Annotated in this window: 23 protein-coding genes and 1 other RNA gene; 5 read left to right on the plus strand and 19 right to left on the minus strand. The window is 37.8% G+C overall.

Annotation, left to right across the window (positions count from 1 at the left end):
• The 6 genes from EP1_RS07485 to EP1_RS07510 all read right to left on the minus strand — a co-directional run.
• Window positions 1-208 (minus strand): helix-turn-helix domain-containing protein (locus EP1_RS07485; protein WP_167540748.1); only part of this gene is annotated, 208 nt, incomplete at its 3' end.
• A 2-nt stretch (window positions 209-210) separates the two neighbouring features.
• Window positions 211-888: a putative HNHc nuclease gene (locus EP1_RS07490; RefSeq protein WP_067625963.1), complete on the minus strand. Its 678-nt coding sequence runs from the start codon at window positions 886-888 to the stop codon at window positions 211-213.
• Between the two features lie 5 nt (window positions 889-893).
• On the minus strand, window positions 894-1,538 hold the full coding sequence (locus EP1_RS07495; protein WP_067625965.1) for an ERF family protein: 645 nt from the start codon (window positions 1,536-1,538) through the stop codon (window positions 894-896).
• Window positions 1,531-1,866 (minus strand): hypothetical protein, encoded by a 336-nt coding sequence (locus EP1_RS07500; protein ID WP_067625968.1) that lies wholly within the window; start codon window positions 1,864-1,866, stop codon window positions 1,531-1,533. The genes EP1_RS07495 and EP1_RS07500 overlap by 8 nt, the downstream gene beginning before the upstream one ends.
• A 67-nt stretch (window positions 1,867-1,933) precedes the next feature.
• Window positions 1,934-2,719, minus strand: a complete 786-nt coding sequence (locus tag EP1_RS07505) for a DUF6551 family protein (protein ID WP_067625971.1) — start codon at window positions 2,717-2,719, stop codon at window positions 1,934-1,936.
• Window positions 2,703-3,548 carry a ParB/RepB/Spo0J family partition protein gene (locus tag EP1_RS07510; RefSeq protein ID WP_067625973.1) on the minus strand — a complete coding sequence of 282 codons (846 nt, stop codon included), beginning with the start codon at window positions 3,546-3,548 and terminating at the stop codon, window positions 2,703-2,705. Before EP1_RS07510 ends, EP1_RS07505 begins: the two co-directional genes overlap by 17 nt.
• Window positions 3,549-3,603: 55 nt before the next feature.
• Here EP1_RS07510 and EP1_RS07515 point away from each other — a divergent pair, with 55 nt between their 5' ends.
• Complete coding sequence (locus EP1_RS07515; protein ID WP_067625975.1) at window positions 3,604-4,389, plus strand: hypothetical protein; 786 nt, start codon at window positions 3,604-3,606, stop codon at window positions 4,387-4,389.
• A gap of 13 nt (window positions 4,390-4,402) precedes the next feature.
• Here EP1_RS07515 and EP1_RS13530 read toward each other — a convergent pair whose 3' ends face one another.
• Window positions 4,403-4,555, minus strand: a complete 153-nt coding sequence (locus tag EP1_RS13530) for a hypothetical protein (protein ID WP_167540749.1) — start codon at window positions 4,553-4,555, stop codon at window positions 4,403-4,405.
• 53 nt (window positions 4,556-4,608) lie between these two features.
• Between EP1_RS13530 and EP1_RS07520 the strand changes: the two genes are divergently transcribed.
• Window positions 4,609-4,923: a hypothetical protein gene (locus tag EP1_RS07520; RefSeq protein WP_067625977.1), complete on the plus strand. Its 315-nt coding sequence runs from the start codon at window positions 4,609-4,611 to the stop codon at window positions 4,921-4,923.
• On the opposite strand, the gene EP1_RS13535 is transcribed toward EP1_RS07520, so the two are convergent.
• Genes EP1_RS13535 through EP1_RS07535 form a run of 4 tightly spaced genes read right to left on the minus strand, consistent with a single transcriptional unit; the run spans window position 4,920 to window position 6,393 of the window.
• Window positions 4,920-5,078 (minus strand): hypothetical protein, encoded by a 159-nt coding sequence (locus EP1_RS13535; protein ID WP_016177528.1) that lies wholly within the window; start codon window positions 5,076-5,078, stop codon window positions 4,920-4,922. The genes EP1_RS07520 and EP1_RS13535 overlap by 4 nt on opposite strands.
• Before the next feature lie 13 nt (window positions 5,079-5,091).
• Complete coding sequence (locus EP1_RS07525) at window positions 5,092-5,337, minus strand: hypothetical protein (protein ID WP_067625980.1); 246 nt, start codon at window positions 5,335-5,337, stop codon at window positions 5,092-5,094.
• Window positions 5,338-5,382: 45 nt separating this feature from the next.
• Window positions 5,383-6,135, minus strand: a complete 753-nt coding sequence (locus EP1_RS07530) for a BRO family protein (protein WP_067625983.1) — start codon at window positions 6,133-6,135, stop codon at window positions 5,383-5,385.
• Window positions 6,136-6,150: 15 nt separating this feature from the next.
• Window positions 6,151-6,393, minus strand: a complete 243-nt coding sequence (locus EP1_RS07535; RefSeq protein ID WP_067625986.1) for a phage repressor protein — start codon at window positions 6,391-6,393, stop codon at window positions 6,151-6,153.
• A gap of 157 nt (window positions 6,394-6,550) precedes the next feature.
• Between EP1_RS07535 and EP1_RS07540 the strand changes: the two genes are divergently transcribed.
• The 3 genes from EP1_RS07540 to EP1_RS07550 all read left to right on the plus strand — a co-directional run bounded on the left by EP1_RS07540 (window position 6,551) and on the right by EP1_RS07550 (window position 9,225).
• Window positions 6,551-7,258 (plus strand): XRE family transcriptional regulator, encoded by a 708-nt coding sequence (locus tag EP1_RS07540; protein ID WP_067625988.1) that lies wholly within the window; start codon window positions 6,551-6,553, stop codon window positions 7,256-7,258.
• A gap of 82 nt (window positions 7,259-7,340) precedes the next feature.
• Window positions 7,341-8,006, plus strand: a complete 666-nt coding sequence (locus EP1_RS07545) for a YPYG domain-containing protein (RefSeq protein ID WP_067625991.1) — start codon at window positions 7,341-7,343, stop codon at window positions 8,004-8,006.
• Window positions 8,007-8,088: 82 nt separating this feature from the next.
• Window positions 8,089-9,225: a tyrosine-type recombinase/integrase gene (locus EP1_RS07550; protein WP_067625994.1), complete on the plus strand. Its 1,137-nt coding sequence runs from the start codon at window positions 8,089-8,091 to the stop codon at window positions 9,223-9,225.
• A 74-nt stretch (window positions 9,226-9,299) separates the two neighbouring features.
• On the opposite strand, the gene ffs is transcribed toward EP1_RS07550, so the two are convergent.
• The 8 genes from ffs to EP1_RS07590 form a co-directional block, all read right to left on the minus strand.
• An RNA gene (gene ffs / locus EP1_RS07555) (signal recognition particle sRNA small type) lies at window positions 9,300-9,383 on the minus strand.
• A 26-nt stretch (window positions 9,384-9,409) separates the two neighbouring features.
• Window positions 9,410-9,913, minus strand: coding sequence for a tRNA adenosine(34) deaminase TadA (gene tadA / locus EP1_RS07560; RefSeq protein WP_067625998.1), 504 nt, complete (start codon window positions 9,911-9,913; stop codon window positions 9,410-9,412).
• Window positions 9,914-10,000: 87 nt separating this feature from the next.
• Window positions 10,001-10,336 (minus strand): hypothetical protein, encoded by a 336-nt coding sequence (locus EP1_RS07565; RefSeq protein WP_067626002.1) that lies wholly within the window; start codon window positions 10,334-10,336, stop codon window positions 10,001-10,003.
• A gap of 193 nt (window positions 10,337-10,529) precedes the next feature.
• On the minus strand, window positions 10,530-11,231 hold the full coding sequence (locus EP1_RS07570) for a zinc metallopeptidase (protein ID WP_067626006.1): 702 nt from the start codon (window positions 11,229-11,231) through the stop codon (window positions 10,530-10,532).
• A gap of 133 nt (window positions 11,232-11,364) precedes the next feature.
• Window positions 11,365-11,688 (minus strand): zinc ribbon domain-containing protein YjdM, encoded by a 324-nt coding sequence (locus EP1_RS07575; protein ID WP_067626009.1) that lies wholly within the window; start codon window positions 11,686-11,688, stop codon window positions 11,365-11,367.
• A 213-nt stretch (window positions 11,689-11,901) separates the two neighbouring features.
• Complete coding sequence (gene nagE / locus EP1_RS07580; RefSeq protein WP_067626012.1) at window positions 11,902-13,860, minus strand: N-acetylglucosamine-specific PTS transporter subunit IIBC; 1,959 nt, start codon at window positions 13,858-13,860, stop codon at window positions 11,902-11,904.
• A gap of 2 nt (window positions 13,861-13,862) precedes the next feature.
• Window positions 13,863-14,720, minus strand: a complete 858-nt coding sequence (locus tag EP1_RS07585; protein ID WP_067626015.1) for a PRD domain-containing protein — start codon at window positions 14,718-14,720, stop codon at window positions 13,863-13,865.
• A 209-nt stretch (window positions 14,721-14,929) separates the two neighbouring features.
• Entirely contained in the window at window positions 14,930-15,877 is a 948-nt protein-coding gene (locus EP1_RS07590) for a DHH family phosphoesterase (protein WP_067626018.1), read from the minus strand.

Here is a 15,877-nt window from a genome sequence, read left to right on the forward strand (position 1 = left end):
ACTCTAAATCACTGACCCAGCGCGATATTGTTTCTTTCTTTACGTTGTATAAATCTGCAAAGTAATCATTACTTGCCCAGCAATAACCTTTTTCATTGCACAAAGCAGTTATCTCACCGTAGAGCAATTTGGCATTAGGCATAAGACGTGTATCATACCTAACAGTTGCGGGTATTATTGCGTAATAACTTCTTTTAATACTGTCCATTTTTATCCTCCAATCCTTAATTTTTTGATTTCTTCTTGACTTAGCTTAATGCCAATTACGTGATGTTTATTTTTAAATGCTGCAATTCCGATTTGATGCTTTTCTTGATGGTGGGTTCTACAAAGTGCTGCAAAATTAAATTCTGTGTGGTCTACCTCACTTCGCTTTCTTCTTCCCAAAGCTTTATCAAAATGGTCAATATCAGCATTCTTTTTACCGCAAATACAACAGGTTCTTGTCGTTACGCATTTATAAAAATAGTATTGTGTGTTTTGTGGTGGTATCTCATACCCTTCACGAAATGGAATATCGTTTTCAAAGATGAAATCTAGTATCAATTCAGATAGTGTAGATACTTCATCAACTGAACTCTCAGACTCATTCGATAAACTAATATTCTTGCCTGTGAAGTAGCGAAATTGCCAATAAAACACGTCTTTAAGGCTCTCTAACGGCTCGCCAGTGTGAATATATATATCTTGCATTAAAGCGAACACAAAGCGTCTCTGTTGCGGTGTAAACCCACGTGGATCTTTGATGAATATTTCAGCCTGACGTTCGCCGTTGAAACCGTTGAAAATCGTCTTCAATCTTTCGATATTCAGTTCTTCTTTGAGTTCTAAAACAATTTTCCTTCCAGAAATTTTTGTTATTTTTGTCAGATAAGAAAGGTTGTTCATGCTGATCACTTCTTCGAATAGGCTTTTTCAAGTTCGTTCATGTATCTGTTCAAAGTTGCCATTTGAGCGGTATCCATTTTCTTCAAATCCAAACTTTTCCCAAATTTATTCGTCGTAATACGATTCCAAAAAGCTTTAGGCTCTTCATTAAGTTTGTTAGCCAGCTTCATGGCATGTTCGCTGACCGCCTTCATTTGAACTTCGCTGGCTTGTTTTGGTTTCGGTAAACCTTCATTGCTGTTATCTAGCGAATCAGGATCTACGTCATCAGAAATCATCAGCAAGTTTTGTAAAGCGTATTTTCTACCATAAGTAGAAGCCGAACCACTTACTTGAGATTCGTCCATTTTAGGCTTGCTTTCAGGCTCTCGTGCGCTAAATGTTGACGTGTATTTATTTATTCCGTCAGTAATAGTTGCGGTCACACGTTTGTAAAACCGTCCTTCTTTAAACTCGACTTCTTCAGTAGTTATGACGACAATATTTTTAAGTTTAAGCTCGATACATACTAATTTAACTGCCTTTAAAATTCCTTCTGCTGTCCGATAATCAAAACCTGCAAAGTTATTCTTAACGTCTTTTGGCGTATTCAGTTTCATTACGAGCTGACAATATTTCTCGTGGAAACTCATTTCTTTTTCTTCACTCACCGTATAGTTCCTCCATTTCTTTTTTGAAGTCCTTACCGTTTTTATATCTCACAAGCTCCGCTCTCTTAATTTCTTCTTCAAAAAGATCAAGTGTCTCTTGCACATTTTCAAAGAGTAGATAGAACTCTTTAGTTTTTATTTCAGTTTCAATTTTCAAGTGCCAGATTGTATCTGTATTAAAAACAGGTGATTCACTATCATCTTGATTACATTCAACATTCTGTTTTAACTCAGTATTTCTGAACCCATTTTTGACTGGCTTCATTTCTTCATCAGGAGCTTTTGTGATGTAGTCGTCTAGCTGTACTTTTTCTTTTGAGCTAAGCATGTTATACTCCTTTCATAATTATCATTTTTGTGCTCACTAATTGCTTGCCGGCGTAGTGAGCTTTTAATTATCTCAAACGATTTTCAAATTTTTTATTACTGTTGTATAATTCAAGTAAGGCTGAAACAGTTGCTTCTTCAAGTGTTTGGTTGTATTGTTTCTTGTTTCGAGTAGCTAAATTTAGCAATACTTGTAATCCGTTGTTTACCAATCTTTTTTCTAGGAAGCGTTGGTCAAATTTCGGATTTTTTTCATATCTAACAAAGAATTCTGTCATTCCGATCATCATTGAACGTTGAAATGCTTTTCTTGGTAGTCCAAATACTTGTTTGATGAAACGTAAAGTTTTTTGTAGTCTGTCCCGACAATATTCTTTATATATTTTTTCTAATGCAATATATGCTGATATATAACCGTCACGACCTGTTTGTTGGTAATCAATTGATAACCCGGTTTCTTCTACTGTTTTATTTAAGGCAATAGCGAATGTATCCCCTCGTTTAATTTCAGCGTTTGCCTGATCCAAACGAGTCGCCCGACTCGACTTAAGGTTAAAATAATCCCACGCTTTCGCTTCATCGAGATATGTCATGCCTTCATAAACAATGCACTCTGCTGTTTTGGCACCTAATGCTTGCAAAGCTCTTAATCTATGTTGACCATCAAAGACCCAATATTTACCATCACGTTTGCTTACTAACAGACTTCCTAATCCACGCGGATCAAAATTATTGATAATTTTTCTTACTGTCGATTCACGTACAACTCGTTGATAATCAGCAACATTAATTTGTGTCAGTGGAATACGTGAAATACTTTTTGGGTAACTATTTGGATTAAATTGTTTTGTCATTGTGTTTTCCTCCTTTGTATGCATCCATTAAATTTAATAATTGATGTAATGCCGTGTGCGCTTTTTCCATAAATTCTGGTCTTTCTTCATATGTTTGACAGATTGCGTCATACAACTTTTCGCCGTTATTATCCACGTAATGAATAATCTGGTTGAAGTTCAAGTCCAAATTTTCAACTGCCATCAACATTTTTGTTTCATCTGGTGTCATTGGTTTAGGAATGTTGATTGGTACCACATTTGATTTCTTCTTTTCTACGATAATTCTTTCTGACTTTTTTGGGCTAACCTCTCCAGATACGACTTTCTTATAAAGTTCTTCATCTTCTTTTTTAGCTCTCATAACTCGTTTCATAGTGGACTCACTTATCCCTGCAATATCAGCTAATTTTTTTCTAGTACTATATTGTTTAACTTTTGGGTCCGAGGACCTAGAAGTTAAATCATTGCGTGCGCCTTGATTTTCTTTCGCTTGATTGCGAATTTTGCCAATCAAATCATCACTTCTTAAAACGATGTCCGCTCTTTGAACTGGCGTCAAATTTCTCCGTTCAATCGCTGTATCCCTTACAAATTCAATTGATTCTGATTTATCGAAGTTATGAACCAAGCATTCAATTTCCATGATTCCAAGTTGTTTGCACGCTCTCACTCGATGCCTACCATCTAAGATTGTCATGTCATTTCTAATATGAATCGGTGTTTGAACACCTGATTTTTTAACGCTGTCTACAAAATGTTCGTACTCATCAGTTGTCATTTCAGGAACTAATTTGGATAATGTTTTGTCTTCTTTCAATTCGTTAATATTTACCGTTGAAAACTCCACACCTTCACCGCCTTTCAATTTGATATAATGGTTTAAAAAATGGTGGTGCTTTTAAATGGATTTTCCTGAATCTCCTTACTCCAAAGAATTAATTGCTACTTCTGAAATGATCAAAAATGCAATTAGCCCTACTTTAGCTATTGTTAACGGAATGAACCCTGTATCTGAAAACATTAGAAGATACATGGAACAAAACTCACTTCTTACTTCTAGACATATTTTTGATTCTCCTTTAATGAAAACTGTTGAAGAAAGAAATAGAACAATTGCTAAAATGGTTCCATCTTCTTTTTTAGCAATTCAAAACGGTCTAAATTTGCCAGGTTCAAATATTGCAAAACAAATTGCTGCTAGCGTTCCTAAATGGGATTTTTCGGGCATTACTAAATCATATAGATTACCAACTATGGATATTCCTAAATACGATTTTAGAATCGATGTTCTTCAACAAGGCGTGTCTAAGAATTTATCTTTCCTGCTTGAAAATTCCTCTCAAACTATCAATGTAGAGGAAGATTATGTGTTCACTGATTTTGATAAACCTAGTCCGAAATCTACCGTTTATGCAAAAGATAATAATCAATATGCTAATGACATTAACGAAATAAAAGGCCTCTTGCGGCAAGTTTACAAACGGCAAGAGGAGCAAATGAACTATTCCTCTGAAAAAAATATTCAAGAAAGTAAACAAAGTGACAATTCGAACGAATCTTCTCAATTTAATACCCTCGCTTTTATTAGTGGTGTAATGACTCTTTTAAGCCTAATGACAGCTCCAAAAGAGATTTACGAATTTCTAGTCTGGGTTGATCAAATAGTTTCTTTCCTAATAAACAAATGATCCATCACCTAGCCTAGTCAGCCCTCTCGGCCGGCTTTTTCTTTTCCCAGCCAATCACTAAAAAGAAAAGTAGAATGTAACCGTAGGCCAGCCAAATATTGACTAACGTAAAAACTGGTATTGTGATTATCGAAAGCAGGATCGTTTGAAGGTTGATTTTTTTCATGTTGTTACCTCCTTCTTTGGTATACTCACTATAGAAAGTGAGGTGATAATTGTATGGACATTACACTTAATATTTGTATTAATGATGGTTCGGAAATTCTTGTTGATGGTTTCGATAAAATATCTTTTTCAAATAACGTCTTGGAAAAAACATGCACTAATACTGGGTATTCTTGGCAAAAGTCTTATCCAGAAATTTTAAATGCAGTGGTTGAAAATAAATTTCTTATTTTTGATCGTCACGATGAAAAAGATAGTCTAGAATATAGAGATCATTCTTTTGCTTTTCGTAACGAGATTACTGAAAAAAACCAACCGTTGATACTAACTACACAATCAATTACTACAATAATTGATATGTATAACTAATCTTTAATGGCATGTTGTTTCTCTGAAGCAATATGCCAGCTTCTTTCTAAAAATACCTTCTTTGTTTCTTCTAACGCTTCTAGAGCTTCTAAAGCAGATAAATTATTTTTGACTAAGATTCCAGTTAATTCAGAAATAATTTTCACTTCATTCATACTGTTGCCTCCTCTATTTAAATTTATTTTTGTCCTTCCAATCCAAAAATTGATCAAACAGATTGATGTTTATCAGCACAATTTTGTATGTCGGTGCTCGATAACCTTTTTTGTAATCAGGATGTACTTTGAATTCTGCTAACAATCTTTGAAATGTAGACTCATGTCCTTCGAATCCGAAATATTTTATCGCTTCATCCTTTGGCATTGATAATTGAGGCAATTTGATGGTTTCTGCTATGGCGATTTTTTCAGTCATTATTTATCCTCCTATCTAATTTTGTAATACGAAATAATATCGGATCTATTCAAAAAGCGTTTCAATTGATGGTAAAACGTCATGTTTCTTCAAAAAGTCATAGATAAACAAATGACCTTTTTGCGTCCACTTCATAATCGGTTTTAGATTGTCTGTTCCTTGCACTGGCACCATTTCGATATGTGTGTATCCTTCGTTTTGATACTTCGCATACAACAGCCACGCTTTGCCTTGTCGGTATTGGATGCCAAAATCATGCAGAATTTTGTTCATTTGCCTTGCACTCATACCATAGTTTTTAGCGATAAAACTGATTGGCGTAACACTTTTATTTGCTAGGATAATGTCGTGATAATTTACCTTTGGCTGCATTTCAGCTACCTTTTGTTCGGCAACCAATCGCAACGTACGTTCTTCTTTGAGTTTGGTTGCTACTTCGATTAGTAAGTCTGGATTGTTTAGTAGTTCATCTGTTGCGTACATGCCGTGCTTTCTGATTTGAGGTAAGACTTCACTCGTTACCCAACGCTTGAATTTTTTTGCGCTTGGGAGGTGACTGCTAAAAATCAAACTATAAAGACCCGATTCATTAATTAATGTCATTCTTTGAACGCCTCCAGGTGTCTGTATTTCACCGACCCCTTTATCTTCGTCATCAACATGTTGTTTAATTGCATCTGCTGTTCTTTTATATCCCAAAATTACCGCTGAATCTTTAGCGACAAAATATGGTTCATCATTTACTAAAACAGTTCGAACTTCGTTTTGTTCAAAGTTAAAAATTTGTGGTGTATTCATTTTGTCTCCTCCTTCTTATGTTGTTTGTTTGTTTTGTAGCGTAAATGCGACTTTTCCACCAAAAAAAATTTCGATTGCCTCTTGATCAGTTAGCGGGATTTCTTGCTTCATTTTTTTTGCTTCTTCAATCGAGAAATCTCCACCTTTTTTCATTTTTCGATAAAAAGTACTTCGATCGATTCCGATTGAATCTGCTACTGCTTGTTGAGTAGTGCCCCGTTCTACGATAAGACCTTTTAACTTGTTTGTGTTGATCATGAACCTCACTCCTTTCTTTTGTCGCATTATCGCGACTTGTTGAACTAAATATACCACCCAGAAATATATTAGTCAACACGAAAGTTGCATTATTGCGATTTTAATTTGTTGCGTTTTTGCAACATATAATTTATAATATATTCAAGAGGTGAAAGAAATGGATATAGGTGAGAGAATAAAACTAAGGCGGAAGGAATTAAAATTAAGCGCTGATGTCGTTGCGGAAAAGCTTGGAGTTTCTAGATCCACTATCTTTAGATATGAAAAAGGCGATATCGAAAAATTGCCTACTAATATTCTTGGTGATATTGCAGAAATTTTGAAAACAACTCCAGCTTTTTTAATGGGTTGGGAAGACGATAATGTTCCTTCCATCGAAACAATCTACAATCAATTAGAAAAACCAAGGCAAGCCAAAGTCTACAACTTCGCCGAACAGCAACTTGAAGAACAAAATAGCAATGTGGTTCAATTCCCTATTCAAAATAACCGTGAAGAGGTGCAGGCGTACTTATCAGCTGGTACTGGGATTTTAAACTACTATGAAGCAGATAAAGATGTAGTAGAAGTTCCAGCAGATGCGCCAGAACATGATTGGATATTTAAAATAGCGGGGATTTCTATGAAGCCGTTGTTCGATGATGGGGATATTGTGTATGTGGACGAATTTAAACAAGGTACAGACACTATACAAAATGGTCGAATTTATGTGGTCGAGGTAGATGGTGAAGCTTATATAAAGAAAGTCTATGTATACGAAGAAACAAAAATACTTAGATTAGTATCTCTGAACAAAGATTATACGGATTTACTATTTAACTTTGAAAATTCGGATATTAATTTTATCGGTCGTGTGATTATTTAAATAATACCCCAGTCGGAGTTGCCGCTCCGGCTAGGGTGAATGAACTATCACGAAATTATTATATCAGAAATGAGGAAAAGAAATGGAAACTTTGTTAGGATTGCTATTTATTCTAGGCTGTGTTGGTATCTGGTATTTTGCTAGAAAAAAACCGAACAAACGAAACAGAAACATTTCAATAGCTATAGTTGTGTTTTCAGTATTGATAATGGGATTTTTGCCAACAGGACAAACTCAAACAAATTCTGATTCTAAAGAAAAAACCGAGTCTAAGAAAACCGAGTCGTCAGAAAAACCATTATCATCTTCCGAAATTCAGCAATCAAAAGAAGCTAGCGAATCAAAAGAAAAAGAAAAGATAGCACAATCAGAATCAAAAGAAAAAGAACGCATTGCTGCGGAAGAAGCAAGAAAAATAAATGAAGAGAAAACTAAGGCTAGCAAAGAGGCAGAAGAACAAAAGAAATCTGATATAACAATTTTATCAGACAAGCCAACTACTGAACAAGCAACAACTTTAGAAGATTTAGCTTCTCAACAATTTAAACAACAATTCCCCTATAAAGGAAGCAAGATGCACTCAGTTCTAGGGGTCATTCAACCTTGGACACAATCAGATGGCAGATGGTATAAAAAAGTTCAAGCAACAATTGTAAATGGATTTGGTGCTGAGCAGGATACTACAATAGAAATTCACATCACGCCTGCTAGTGCTACTAGCGGAACAGTTGAAATTATAAATTATTAATTATTTATCAGCCCCTCACGCAGGGGCTTCTTTAATAACGCCAAAAAAAGAACGCACGTTCCATTTAAGGAGTTGAATAAACATGTGGATTGAAGAATTACCGAACGGTAAATACAAATATTCTGAACGATACATTGATCCATACACAGAAAAAAATAGAAAAGTTTCAATCACACTTAACAGCAAATCTAATCAAGCAAAAAAACAAGCAATCAGTGAACTTCAAGATAAAATCGATAAGAAGATCGAAGAGAAAAATCAAATCAAGATCACGCTTGGAGAATTATTGGATATATGGTGGAATCAGCACAAAGTTTCTATTCGTCAGTCATCGCGAGTTAATTATGAAAAGCTTTTAAAATACATACGAAAGAACATTAACACTGAAGCAGTGGTACGTAATACAGATACAAAGTTTTATCAAGATTTCCTAAACGAGTTACCTCAATCTTACGAATATAAGAAGAAGTTTCGAAGTGTGCTAAAAATGGCGCTTGATTATGCAGTGGATATGGAAATGATCAAAATTAATCCTATTAACAGGGCGAAAGTTCCTAAACCAGCTTTAACAAAAGAAACTTATGAAAGAGTGGAAGATAAGTATTTAGAAGAAGAAGAAATCAACAAGCTATTGAACGTCTATTACAGCACGTTTCAGAGCGTCCATCACGGAAGGTTAGCTGAGTTCATGTATTTAACTGGACTGCGTGCAGGCGAAGCTATAAGCCTCACAATTGATGATTACGATCCGAATAGCCAAACTATAAAGGTGATTGGTACTTTAGATTATTCGGAAGGCTATAAAAATGCAAAAAAAGAGATGCCAAAGACATTAGCATCATATCGTGAAATTGATTTATCGAATCGAGCGATAGAAATAATTGACGAATTGATTTTAGAAAATAAGTTAAAATTTAAGTGTAGAACACCTTACCTCTTTATTGGTAAGACTGGCAAGCCGATTCAAATCAACGCATTCAATAACTCACTAAAGACTATGAATGACAAGCTTGGTAAAGATGCTATCAAAAAGAAAATGTCTAGCCATATTTTTAGACATTCTCACATCTCCCTACTTGCTGAATTGAACATACCTGCAAAAGCAATCATGGAACGTGTAGGACACTCCGACATGGAAACAACAATGAAGATATACACCCACGTAACCAAGAAGACAAAGGCTAGTATTGTTGAAAAGCTCAATGCTAAAGGTAAATAGCTCTTGCCCCTTTTCTGCCCCTTTTGTTTTTTGACAAATAAAAAAGCAAGCTCTCAAGCTTGCTGTTACGCGGTTTATATCAGACACATGCCGGATCCCACTTAGTGCTGCTTCCTTCCAGACCTGACACAATTCACAGGCCCGGCATTGTCCTGCCTTTCGGCAAAAAATAGTATAACAAACTCTAGTCAATTTGGCTAGTCTTTTTTTTACGGGCTCGCAATTGTCGGAAAAAATCGGTTAGCAATTGACCACACTCCGCTTCCAAAATGCCGCCTTCAACATACGCCCGATGATTAAAACGCTCATCTGTCAATAAATTCATCAAGGTTCCAGCAGTTCCGCCTTTAGGATCGTACGCCCCAAAATAAACTTCTTCTATCCGCGACAGAATCATCCCACCACTGCACATGGGACAAGGTTCCAACGTGACAAACAGCTGACATTCCTCGAGGCGCCAATTCTCCAAATATTTACAGGCTTCACGAATCGCAAACATTTCTGCATGGCTAGTAGCATCTTGACTATGCTCCCGCAAATTATGGCCTCGACCGATAATCTCGCCGTGATAGACCACAATTGCACCAATTGGAACTTCCGCGATAGCTTCGGCTTTTCGTGCTTCATTGATCGCTTCTTGCATAAAATAATTTTTTTCTTCTTGCGTTAGCTGACTTGCGCGCTCCATCATCTTCTCCACTCGTTCATTTGATTACTGCATTACTTTAGCACAAATTTTATAGCAAAAAAAGATGCGCCATCACTGGCACACCCTCTACATCATTTTATCTACGAGATCCATCAGTTTGTCTTTTAAATCTTCGGTCGTATCCTTGATGGATTCACCATAGACCGAAACACGTTTTTTTCCACTTTTGATCTTAGTTAAAATATTCATAATATTATCTAAATCATCATCAGAAAGCTTATCAACGATTGCTAATAACGATTCACTGCCATCGAACTTATCATTGACAAAGCGTTTCACCTTACACCGATTTGAGACATGACGGGCCTTTTCAATCAGTTTTCCAGAGGCAATCACTGCTGTCGCGGTACTAGCTGCTACAACGACCCCCACTCCGATTTTGACTTTGGTTGATCTTTTCATGGTATCAGCTCCTTATTCATATAGGGCATAGATTTAGTAAAAAAATCATATTAGACCCTATCCTTTCTTCCATCATACCACATTCTCAATATTATCAATAATAAGAACTACCATAATAGGAAGCGGATTCAAATCGCTTGATTCACTTTTCTCCCTAGTTTAAACAAACAAAAAACCGACATCCGTCGGTTTTTTAGTCGCGACTGCGATTGCCAAACAGCAATACTAATCGCAATAGTTGTAAGAAAGTAGCGAGCGCGGCAGCTACATACGTTAATGCCGCTGCAAGCAGGACTTTCCGAGCCGCGGCTAATTCATCAGCAGCTAATAGATTGCCCTCTTGTAAAATACTCAAGGCCCGCCGTGAAGCATCAAATTCCACCGGTAAAGTAACCAGTTGAAAAACGAGTGCTAACGAAAAAGCGAGAATCCCGATGTTAATCAATGTTTGGTTCCAGCTCATAAACACCCCTAGCATGATTAACGGAAACGACAGTGTCGAACCAATATTTGCAACTGGGACGATAGCCGCCCTCAAGCGCAACGGAATATAATTCTTAGCATCTTGGACTGCATGACCGCATTCATGCGCCGCCACTCCGATTGCCGCTACCGAAGTTGATTGAGCGGTAGCTTCAGATAGACTCAGCATTTTATTTCCACTGTTGTAGTTGTCTGTCAAGTTTCCGGCGATTTGCTGCACGCCGACATCATTGATTCCTTGGCTGCGCAAAATATATTCAGCTGCCTCAGTCCCAGTCACACTCTTACTGCTACGAAATTCATCGTATTTACGAAATGTTGAATTCACGTAAGCCGAAGCTAGCCCAGAAATAACTAGACCGGCAATCACTAATAAGAACGTGGGATCGAAAAAATTGTAATATCCGTACATAGACATCTCTCCTAGCTACTTTAGTCTTTCTTTCTGAGAAAATACGTTACACTATATGATATGAAATCTTAGTTCTAGTGTAGCATGAAAAACATGATTTTTTTATGAAATCTACGCTAAGAATCTCTCTAGCTTACAGTTTCTTAACAAATTCAGATTTTAATTTCATCGGCCCAAATCCATCAACCTTGCAGTCAATATTATGGTCGCCTTCCACCAAACGAATATTTTTGACTTTTGTTCCCTGTTTAATCACTCCTGAGGCCCCTTTGACCTTCAGATCTTTGATCACAGTCACACTGTCCCCATCTTGTAATTGATTTCCATTACTATCTTTGACAACTAATCCTTCTTCTGCTATATCGCTTTCAGACCATTCATGCCCGCATTCGGGACAAACAAACAGACCGCGATCCTCATAAGTATATTCTGACTGACACATAGGACAATTTGGCATAATCTTCCTCCAATAATTTATTTTACTAAACACTTAGTTTAGCCGAAACTTGCGGACTTGAAAAGCTTTTCTCCTAAAAAAGTAACAATTAGTCTTCTATCAGTTGCGAAGATAACTTCCGGTGCTTAACTTTTACCAATTGGATTCTATCTAGCTTTTCGGTACCTCGATTAACAAAAAAGAGCTGCGCTCGCTTGCACAGCTCTTAAATACTTATTTACTTGTTACATCACCAACGATGTCATTTACTTGAACCTCTTTGACTGCGGTTAAGTTAAACGTTTCAACCTTATCCATATTCGTCAAAGCTACGATCATATCGGTTTTCTTCCCTGCTGATAAGATAGCTGTTAGGTCAACTTTCGCAATCATTTGACCACGACCAACCTGTTGTCCTGTAGTCACATAAATAGTAAATGGTTCGCCACCTAAGTCAACCGTATCTAAGCCCATATGCAACAGAACTTCGATACCTGATGGAGTCGTGATGCCTACTGCATGTTTTGTAGGAAAGACATTCGTGATCGTCCCAGCTACTGGTGAGAAGATTTCTCCTGAAGTCGGCAAGACCGCATAACCTTCCCCCATCATTTTCTCTGAGAAAACATCGTCTGAAACTTCAGTGATCGGCACTAAACGCCCAGTTGCCACAGCGAACAACTCTTGAGTCTTAGTCATTTCTTTAATGCTTGGTACTTCAGCAGAACTTGACATACCACCGCCAGTTCCCTGTAAATGATTCATTTCGTCTGCCACAAATTGAACTTCTGTCCCAACAATCACTTGAATGTTCTTATCATCGATTACTTTTAACCCCGGAACACCAGTAGCCTTGATTTTATTTTGATCAACAGCTCCAGTGTCATTGACTTGTAGGCGCAGACGCGTCGTACAATTATCAATCGCAGTGACATTCGCTGCGCCCCCCAAAGCATCGTAAATTTTTTGAGCCATTACGGCATGCTTGCTGTCACCAGTCATATCAACATCCGGTGTTTCTTCGCCATCGCCTTCTTCGCGACCGGGAGTCATCAAATTGAACTTCGTAATCACAAAACGGAAAGTTACATAATAAACGACTGCCATGACTAGACCCAAGACAATCAGCATATACGGCTTATTGGCAATTGGTACGCGCAAACTTAGGAAAAAGTCAATAAAGCCGGCACTGAAATTAAATCCTGCCGTCCATTGAAAAGTCGCCGCAATAAACATTGAGAGCCCTGTTAAAAGCGCATGAACAACATACAACGGCCAAGCCACGAACATGAATGAGAATTCAAGCGGTTCCGTTACGCCCGTAAAGAAAGAAGCGAAAGCAGCAGCTACCATTAAAGAAGCAGTTACTTTTTTCTTTTCAGGACGAGCACATTGATAGATTGCTAACGCTCCGGCTGGCAAACCAAACATCATCACTGGGAAGAAACCGGCTTGATAACGACCAGTGATTCCCTTGATCCCTTCACTCGCCCAGAATTTACCAATGTCATCGATACCTGCTAAATTGAACCAAAATACATTATTTAATGCATGGTGCAATCCAGTTGGAATCAACAAACGATTAAAGAACCCATACAAACCTGCCCCTAGCGGCCCCATTCCAGAAATAATCTCACCAAAACTTACCAACGCATTATAGACCGGCGGCCAAACAAAGATCAATCCTGCAGAAATAGCAGCCATCAACCCCACCGTGACGATCGGAACTAAGCGTTTTCCGCTAAAGAAAGATAATGCCATCGGCAACTTGACTCCACTGAAGCGATTGTACATCGCTGCTGCCACTAACCCTGCTAAAATACCAATAAATACATTTTTAAAATTGATTGCTCCAAAAGCGATATTTACATCTTCAACCGCTACTTTAGTAAACATTGCAACAGCATCGCTGTTTACTAAAGTCATTGGAGTAAGAAAAGCAACCAGACCTGATAAGGCCGCTGCCCCATCTTTATCTTTTGACATTCCTAATGCTAACCCAACAGCAAACAAGACTCCCAGGTTGTCTAAGATCGTTCCTCCTGCTTTAATCAAGAAGGCAGCTAGCAAGTTATTACCACCCCAACCACTTGGGTCAATCCAGTAACCGATCCCCATGAACAAGGCTGCTACTGGTAACGTAGCTACCGGTAACATCAATGAGCGTCCCATTCTTTGCATGTATGCTTTCATCTTTATACTTCTCCTTTTTTATGATGTTCTTTAACTTTGCGCAACCGCTCTACATGAATCGCTATATATCCTAACTCTTCAGTAGTGATTGCCACTTGATGATTTTTCATCAAAAATACTCGAATCTTCTTAGCAACTTGATAACTCTCTGGATATTTGTTCCGAACCATCTCAAAAATTTCCTCATCCAAAACAGCATAGCGCTGCTTCTGATAGCGTTGTAATAATAAGCGCAAATGGTTTGCCAAGCGAGAATAATCTAGCGCCATATCCTGTGAACGAATATCTATCTCAAGCTCTTTCTCAATTAAATGAATGATATCTGAAACGATTGAGACTTCTCTGATACTGTCATGATTGCTATTTTTTCCAGTTCGTGCACTGTGGATATGAATCGCAATATACCCCGCTTCATCATAGCCATACGGAATCTCTAAGGTTTGATTCAAATAGTCTACCGCCCACTGCGCAATACCGAATTCTTCACCATACAAGACTTCAATTTCACTGAGCAATTTATTCCGGATAACAATCCCATTTTCGATATTTTGGGCCGCAAAGGCGATATGATCCGTCAATGATATAAAAATGTGTTCATTCAATTTCTCCATCAAAACCGTCTCAGCACGATCAATAATCGCTTCAGTCGCAAAAAAATAACGTTCATCAATTTGATTTAGAAGTGTTTGTAACTTCCGCTGTCCTTCAGGCTCCATTACAAATAAACGCTCAATGTCACGAGCAAAGAGCAGGTCATTTTTTTGCTTACTAAAACCGATCCCTTTACCGATAGCGATCTTATCTTCTCCTTGATCATCTACTAACACTGCATTTTGATTTAATATCTTTTTGATCTTCATTACTCATCCTCATTCTGCAGAACAAATTCACTGTTGCAACTAGTTTATCGGCCAAATAAAAAGGCACGGAAAGAGGCACAAGGGACTCCCTTGTGTATCTTTCCATGCCTAGTATGATCTAGTCACATGAAACAGTATTGTTAACACTTTTGATTGTATAGACCACTTAAAGCTTTGTCAACTTCTTTTTTTATATTTTTTAAAAAGGCTTACTTCTCTTGGTAGTCGGCACACAGGGCTTGAATCTCATGATAGATTTCTTGGCACATCGCTTGATCTTTTGCATTCGCGCCACTGGCCAATGGATGCCCGCCACCATGGTATCGTTTAGCTAATTCATTGATGACCGGACCTTTGGAACGCAGCCGTACTCGATAGTATCCTTCGGGTTGTTCGACAAAGACAGCCCAAGCTAAGACTGTTTCAATCGTGCCTGGTAGCGGTACGAGTGCCGCTGTATCAGAATCTTTAATCCCATATTTTTTAAGAATTGTTTGATCCAAGATCACATAACCGGCACCATTGCCGTCAATTTGTAGATTTTGATACAGGTAACCGGAAAGTTTGGCTACCTCCAGCGAGATTTGATCGATCTGTCGATTTAGTTTTGCTGCATCAAAACCATATTCCAATAATTTTGCAGCTACTTGTAACGTATGGGACGTCGTGGCTGGATACAAAAAGCGGCCTGTATCACCAACGATCCCGCCATATAGAAGTCGAGCGGCATTTTCAGTCACTGTTAGCTTTTCAGCAAATGCAAAGTCAGCAATAATTTCACTGCAGCTGCTAGCCTTGGGATTGACCCACAACAAATCGCCATAAGGATCATCGTTGGGATGATGGTCGATTTTGATTAATTTAGCTCCCAATTCATAACGTTTATCACTGATTCGCGGAGCATTCGCAGTATCTGTCACGATCACTAAGGCACCCGTATACAGATCGTCAGAAATCTCATCCATCGTAGCTAGATAGTCGAGCCCTTCAACCGGTCCTCCGACTTGGTAGATTTCTTTTTCAGGAAAATTCGCTCGTAAAATCTCTGCTAAACCACATTGCGACCCAATCGCATCGGGATCAGGACGTTGATGACGATGGATAATGATCCGCTCATATTTTTTAATCATTGCTAAAATTTCTGTTGTAATTGTCAT

Source organism: Enterococcus pseudoavium NBRC 100491 (assembly GCF_001544295.1).
Classification (GTDB): domain Bacteria; phylum Bacillota; class Bacilli; order Lactobacillales; family Enterococcaceae; genus Enterococcus_A; species Enterococcus_A pseudoavium.

Bases quoted from the DNA above. Each gene is read 5' to 3' on its own strand.
- EP1_RS07530 (WP_067625983.1), bottom strand. From the start codon at position 6,135: ATGAATACACCACAAATTTTTAACTTTGAACAAAACGAAGTTCGAACT.
- EP1_RS07500 (WP_067625968.1), bottom strand. From the start codon at position 1,866: ATGCTTAGCTCAAAAGAAAAAGTACAGCTAGACGACTACATCACAAAA.
- nagE (WP_067626012.1), bottom strand. From the start codon at position 13,860: ATGAAAGCATACATGCAAAGAATGGGACGCTCATTGATGTTACCGGTA.
- EP1_RS07535 (WP_067625986.1), bottom strand. From the start codon at position 6,393: ATGATCAACACAAACAAGTTAAAAGGTCTTATCGTAGAACGGGGCACT.
- EP1_RS07505 (WP_067625971.1), bottom strand. From the start codon at position 2,719: ATGACAAAACAATTTAATCCAAATAGTTACCCAAAAAGTATTTCACGT.
- EP1_RS07545 (WP_067625991.1), top strand. From the start codon at position 7,341: ATGGAAACTTTGTTAGGATTGCTATTTATTCTAGGCTGTGTTGGTATC.
- EP1_RS07540 (WP_067625988.1), top strand. From the start codon at position 6,551: ATGGATATAGGTGAGAGAATAAAACTAAGGCGGAAGGAATTAAAATTA.
- EP1_RS07575 (WP_067626009.1), bottom strand. From the start codon at position 11,688: ATGCCAAATTGTCCTATGTGTCAGTCAGAATATACTTATGAGGATCGC.
- EP1_RS07490 (WP_067625963.1), bottom strand. From the start codon at position 888: ATGAACAACCTTTCTTATCTGACAAAAATAACAAAAATTTCTGGAAGG.
- EP1_RS13535 (WP_016177528.1), bottom strand. From the start codon at position 5,078: ATGAATGAAGTGAAAATTATTTCTGAATTAACTGGAATCTTAGTCAAA.
- EP1_RS07570 (WP_067626006.1), bottom strand. From the start codon at position 11,231: ATGTACGGATATTACAATTTTTTCGATCCCACGTTCTTATTAGTGATT.
- EP1_RS07520 (WP_067625977.1), top strand. From the start codon at position 4,609: ATGGACATTACACTTAATATTTGTATTAATGATGGTTCGGAAATTCTT.
- tadA (WP_067625998.1), bottom strand. From the start codon at position 9,913: ATGGAGCGCGCAAGTCAGCTAACGCAAGAAGAAAAAAATTATTTTATG.
- EP1_RS07550 (WP_067625994.1), top strand. From the start codon at position 8,089: ATGTGGATTGAAGAATTACCGAACGGTAAATACAAATATTCTGAACGA.
- EP1_RS07515 (WP_067625975.1), top strand. From the start codon at position 3,604: ATGGATTTTCCTGAATCTCCTTACTCCAAAGAATTAATTGCTACTTCT.
- EP1_RS07585 (WP_067626015.1), bottom strand. From the start codon at position 14,720: ATGAAGATCAAAAAGATATTAAATCAAAATGCAGTGTTAGTAGATGAT.
- EP1_RS07565 (WP_067626002.1), bottom strand. From the start codon at position 10,336: ATGAAAAGATCAACCAAAGTCAAAATCGGAGTGGGGGTCGTTGTAGCA.
- EP1_RS13530 (WP_167540749.1), bottom strand. From the start codon at position 4,555: ATGAAAAAAATCAACCTTCAAACGATCCTGCTTTCGATAATCACAATA.
- EP1_RS07525 (WP_067625980.1), bottom strand. From the start codon at position 5,337: ATGACTGAAAAAATCGCCATAGCAGAAACCATCAAATTGCCTCAATTA.
- EP1_RS07590 (WP_067626018.1), bottom strand. From the start codon at position 15,877: ATGACAATTACAACAGAAATTTTAGCAATGATTAAAAAATATGAGCGG.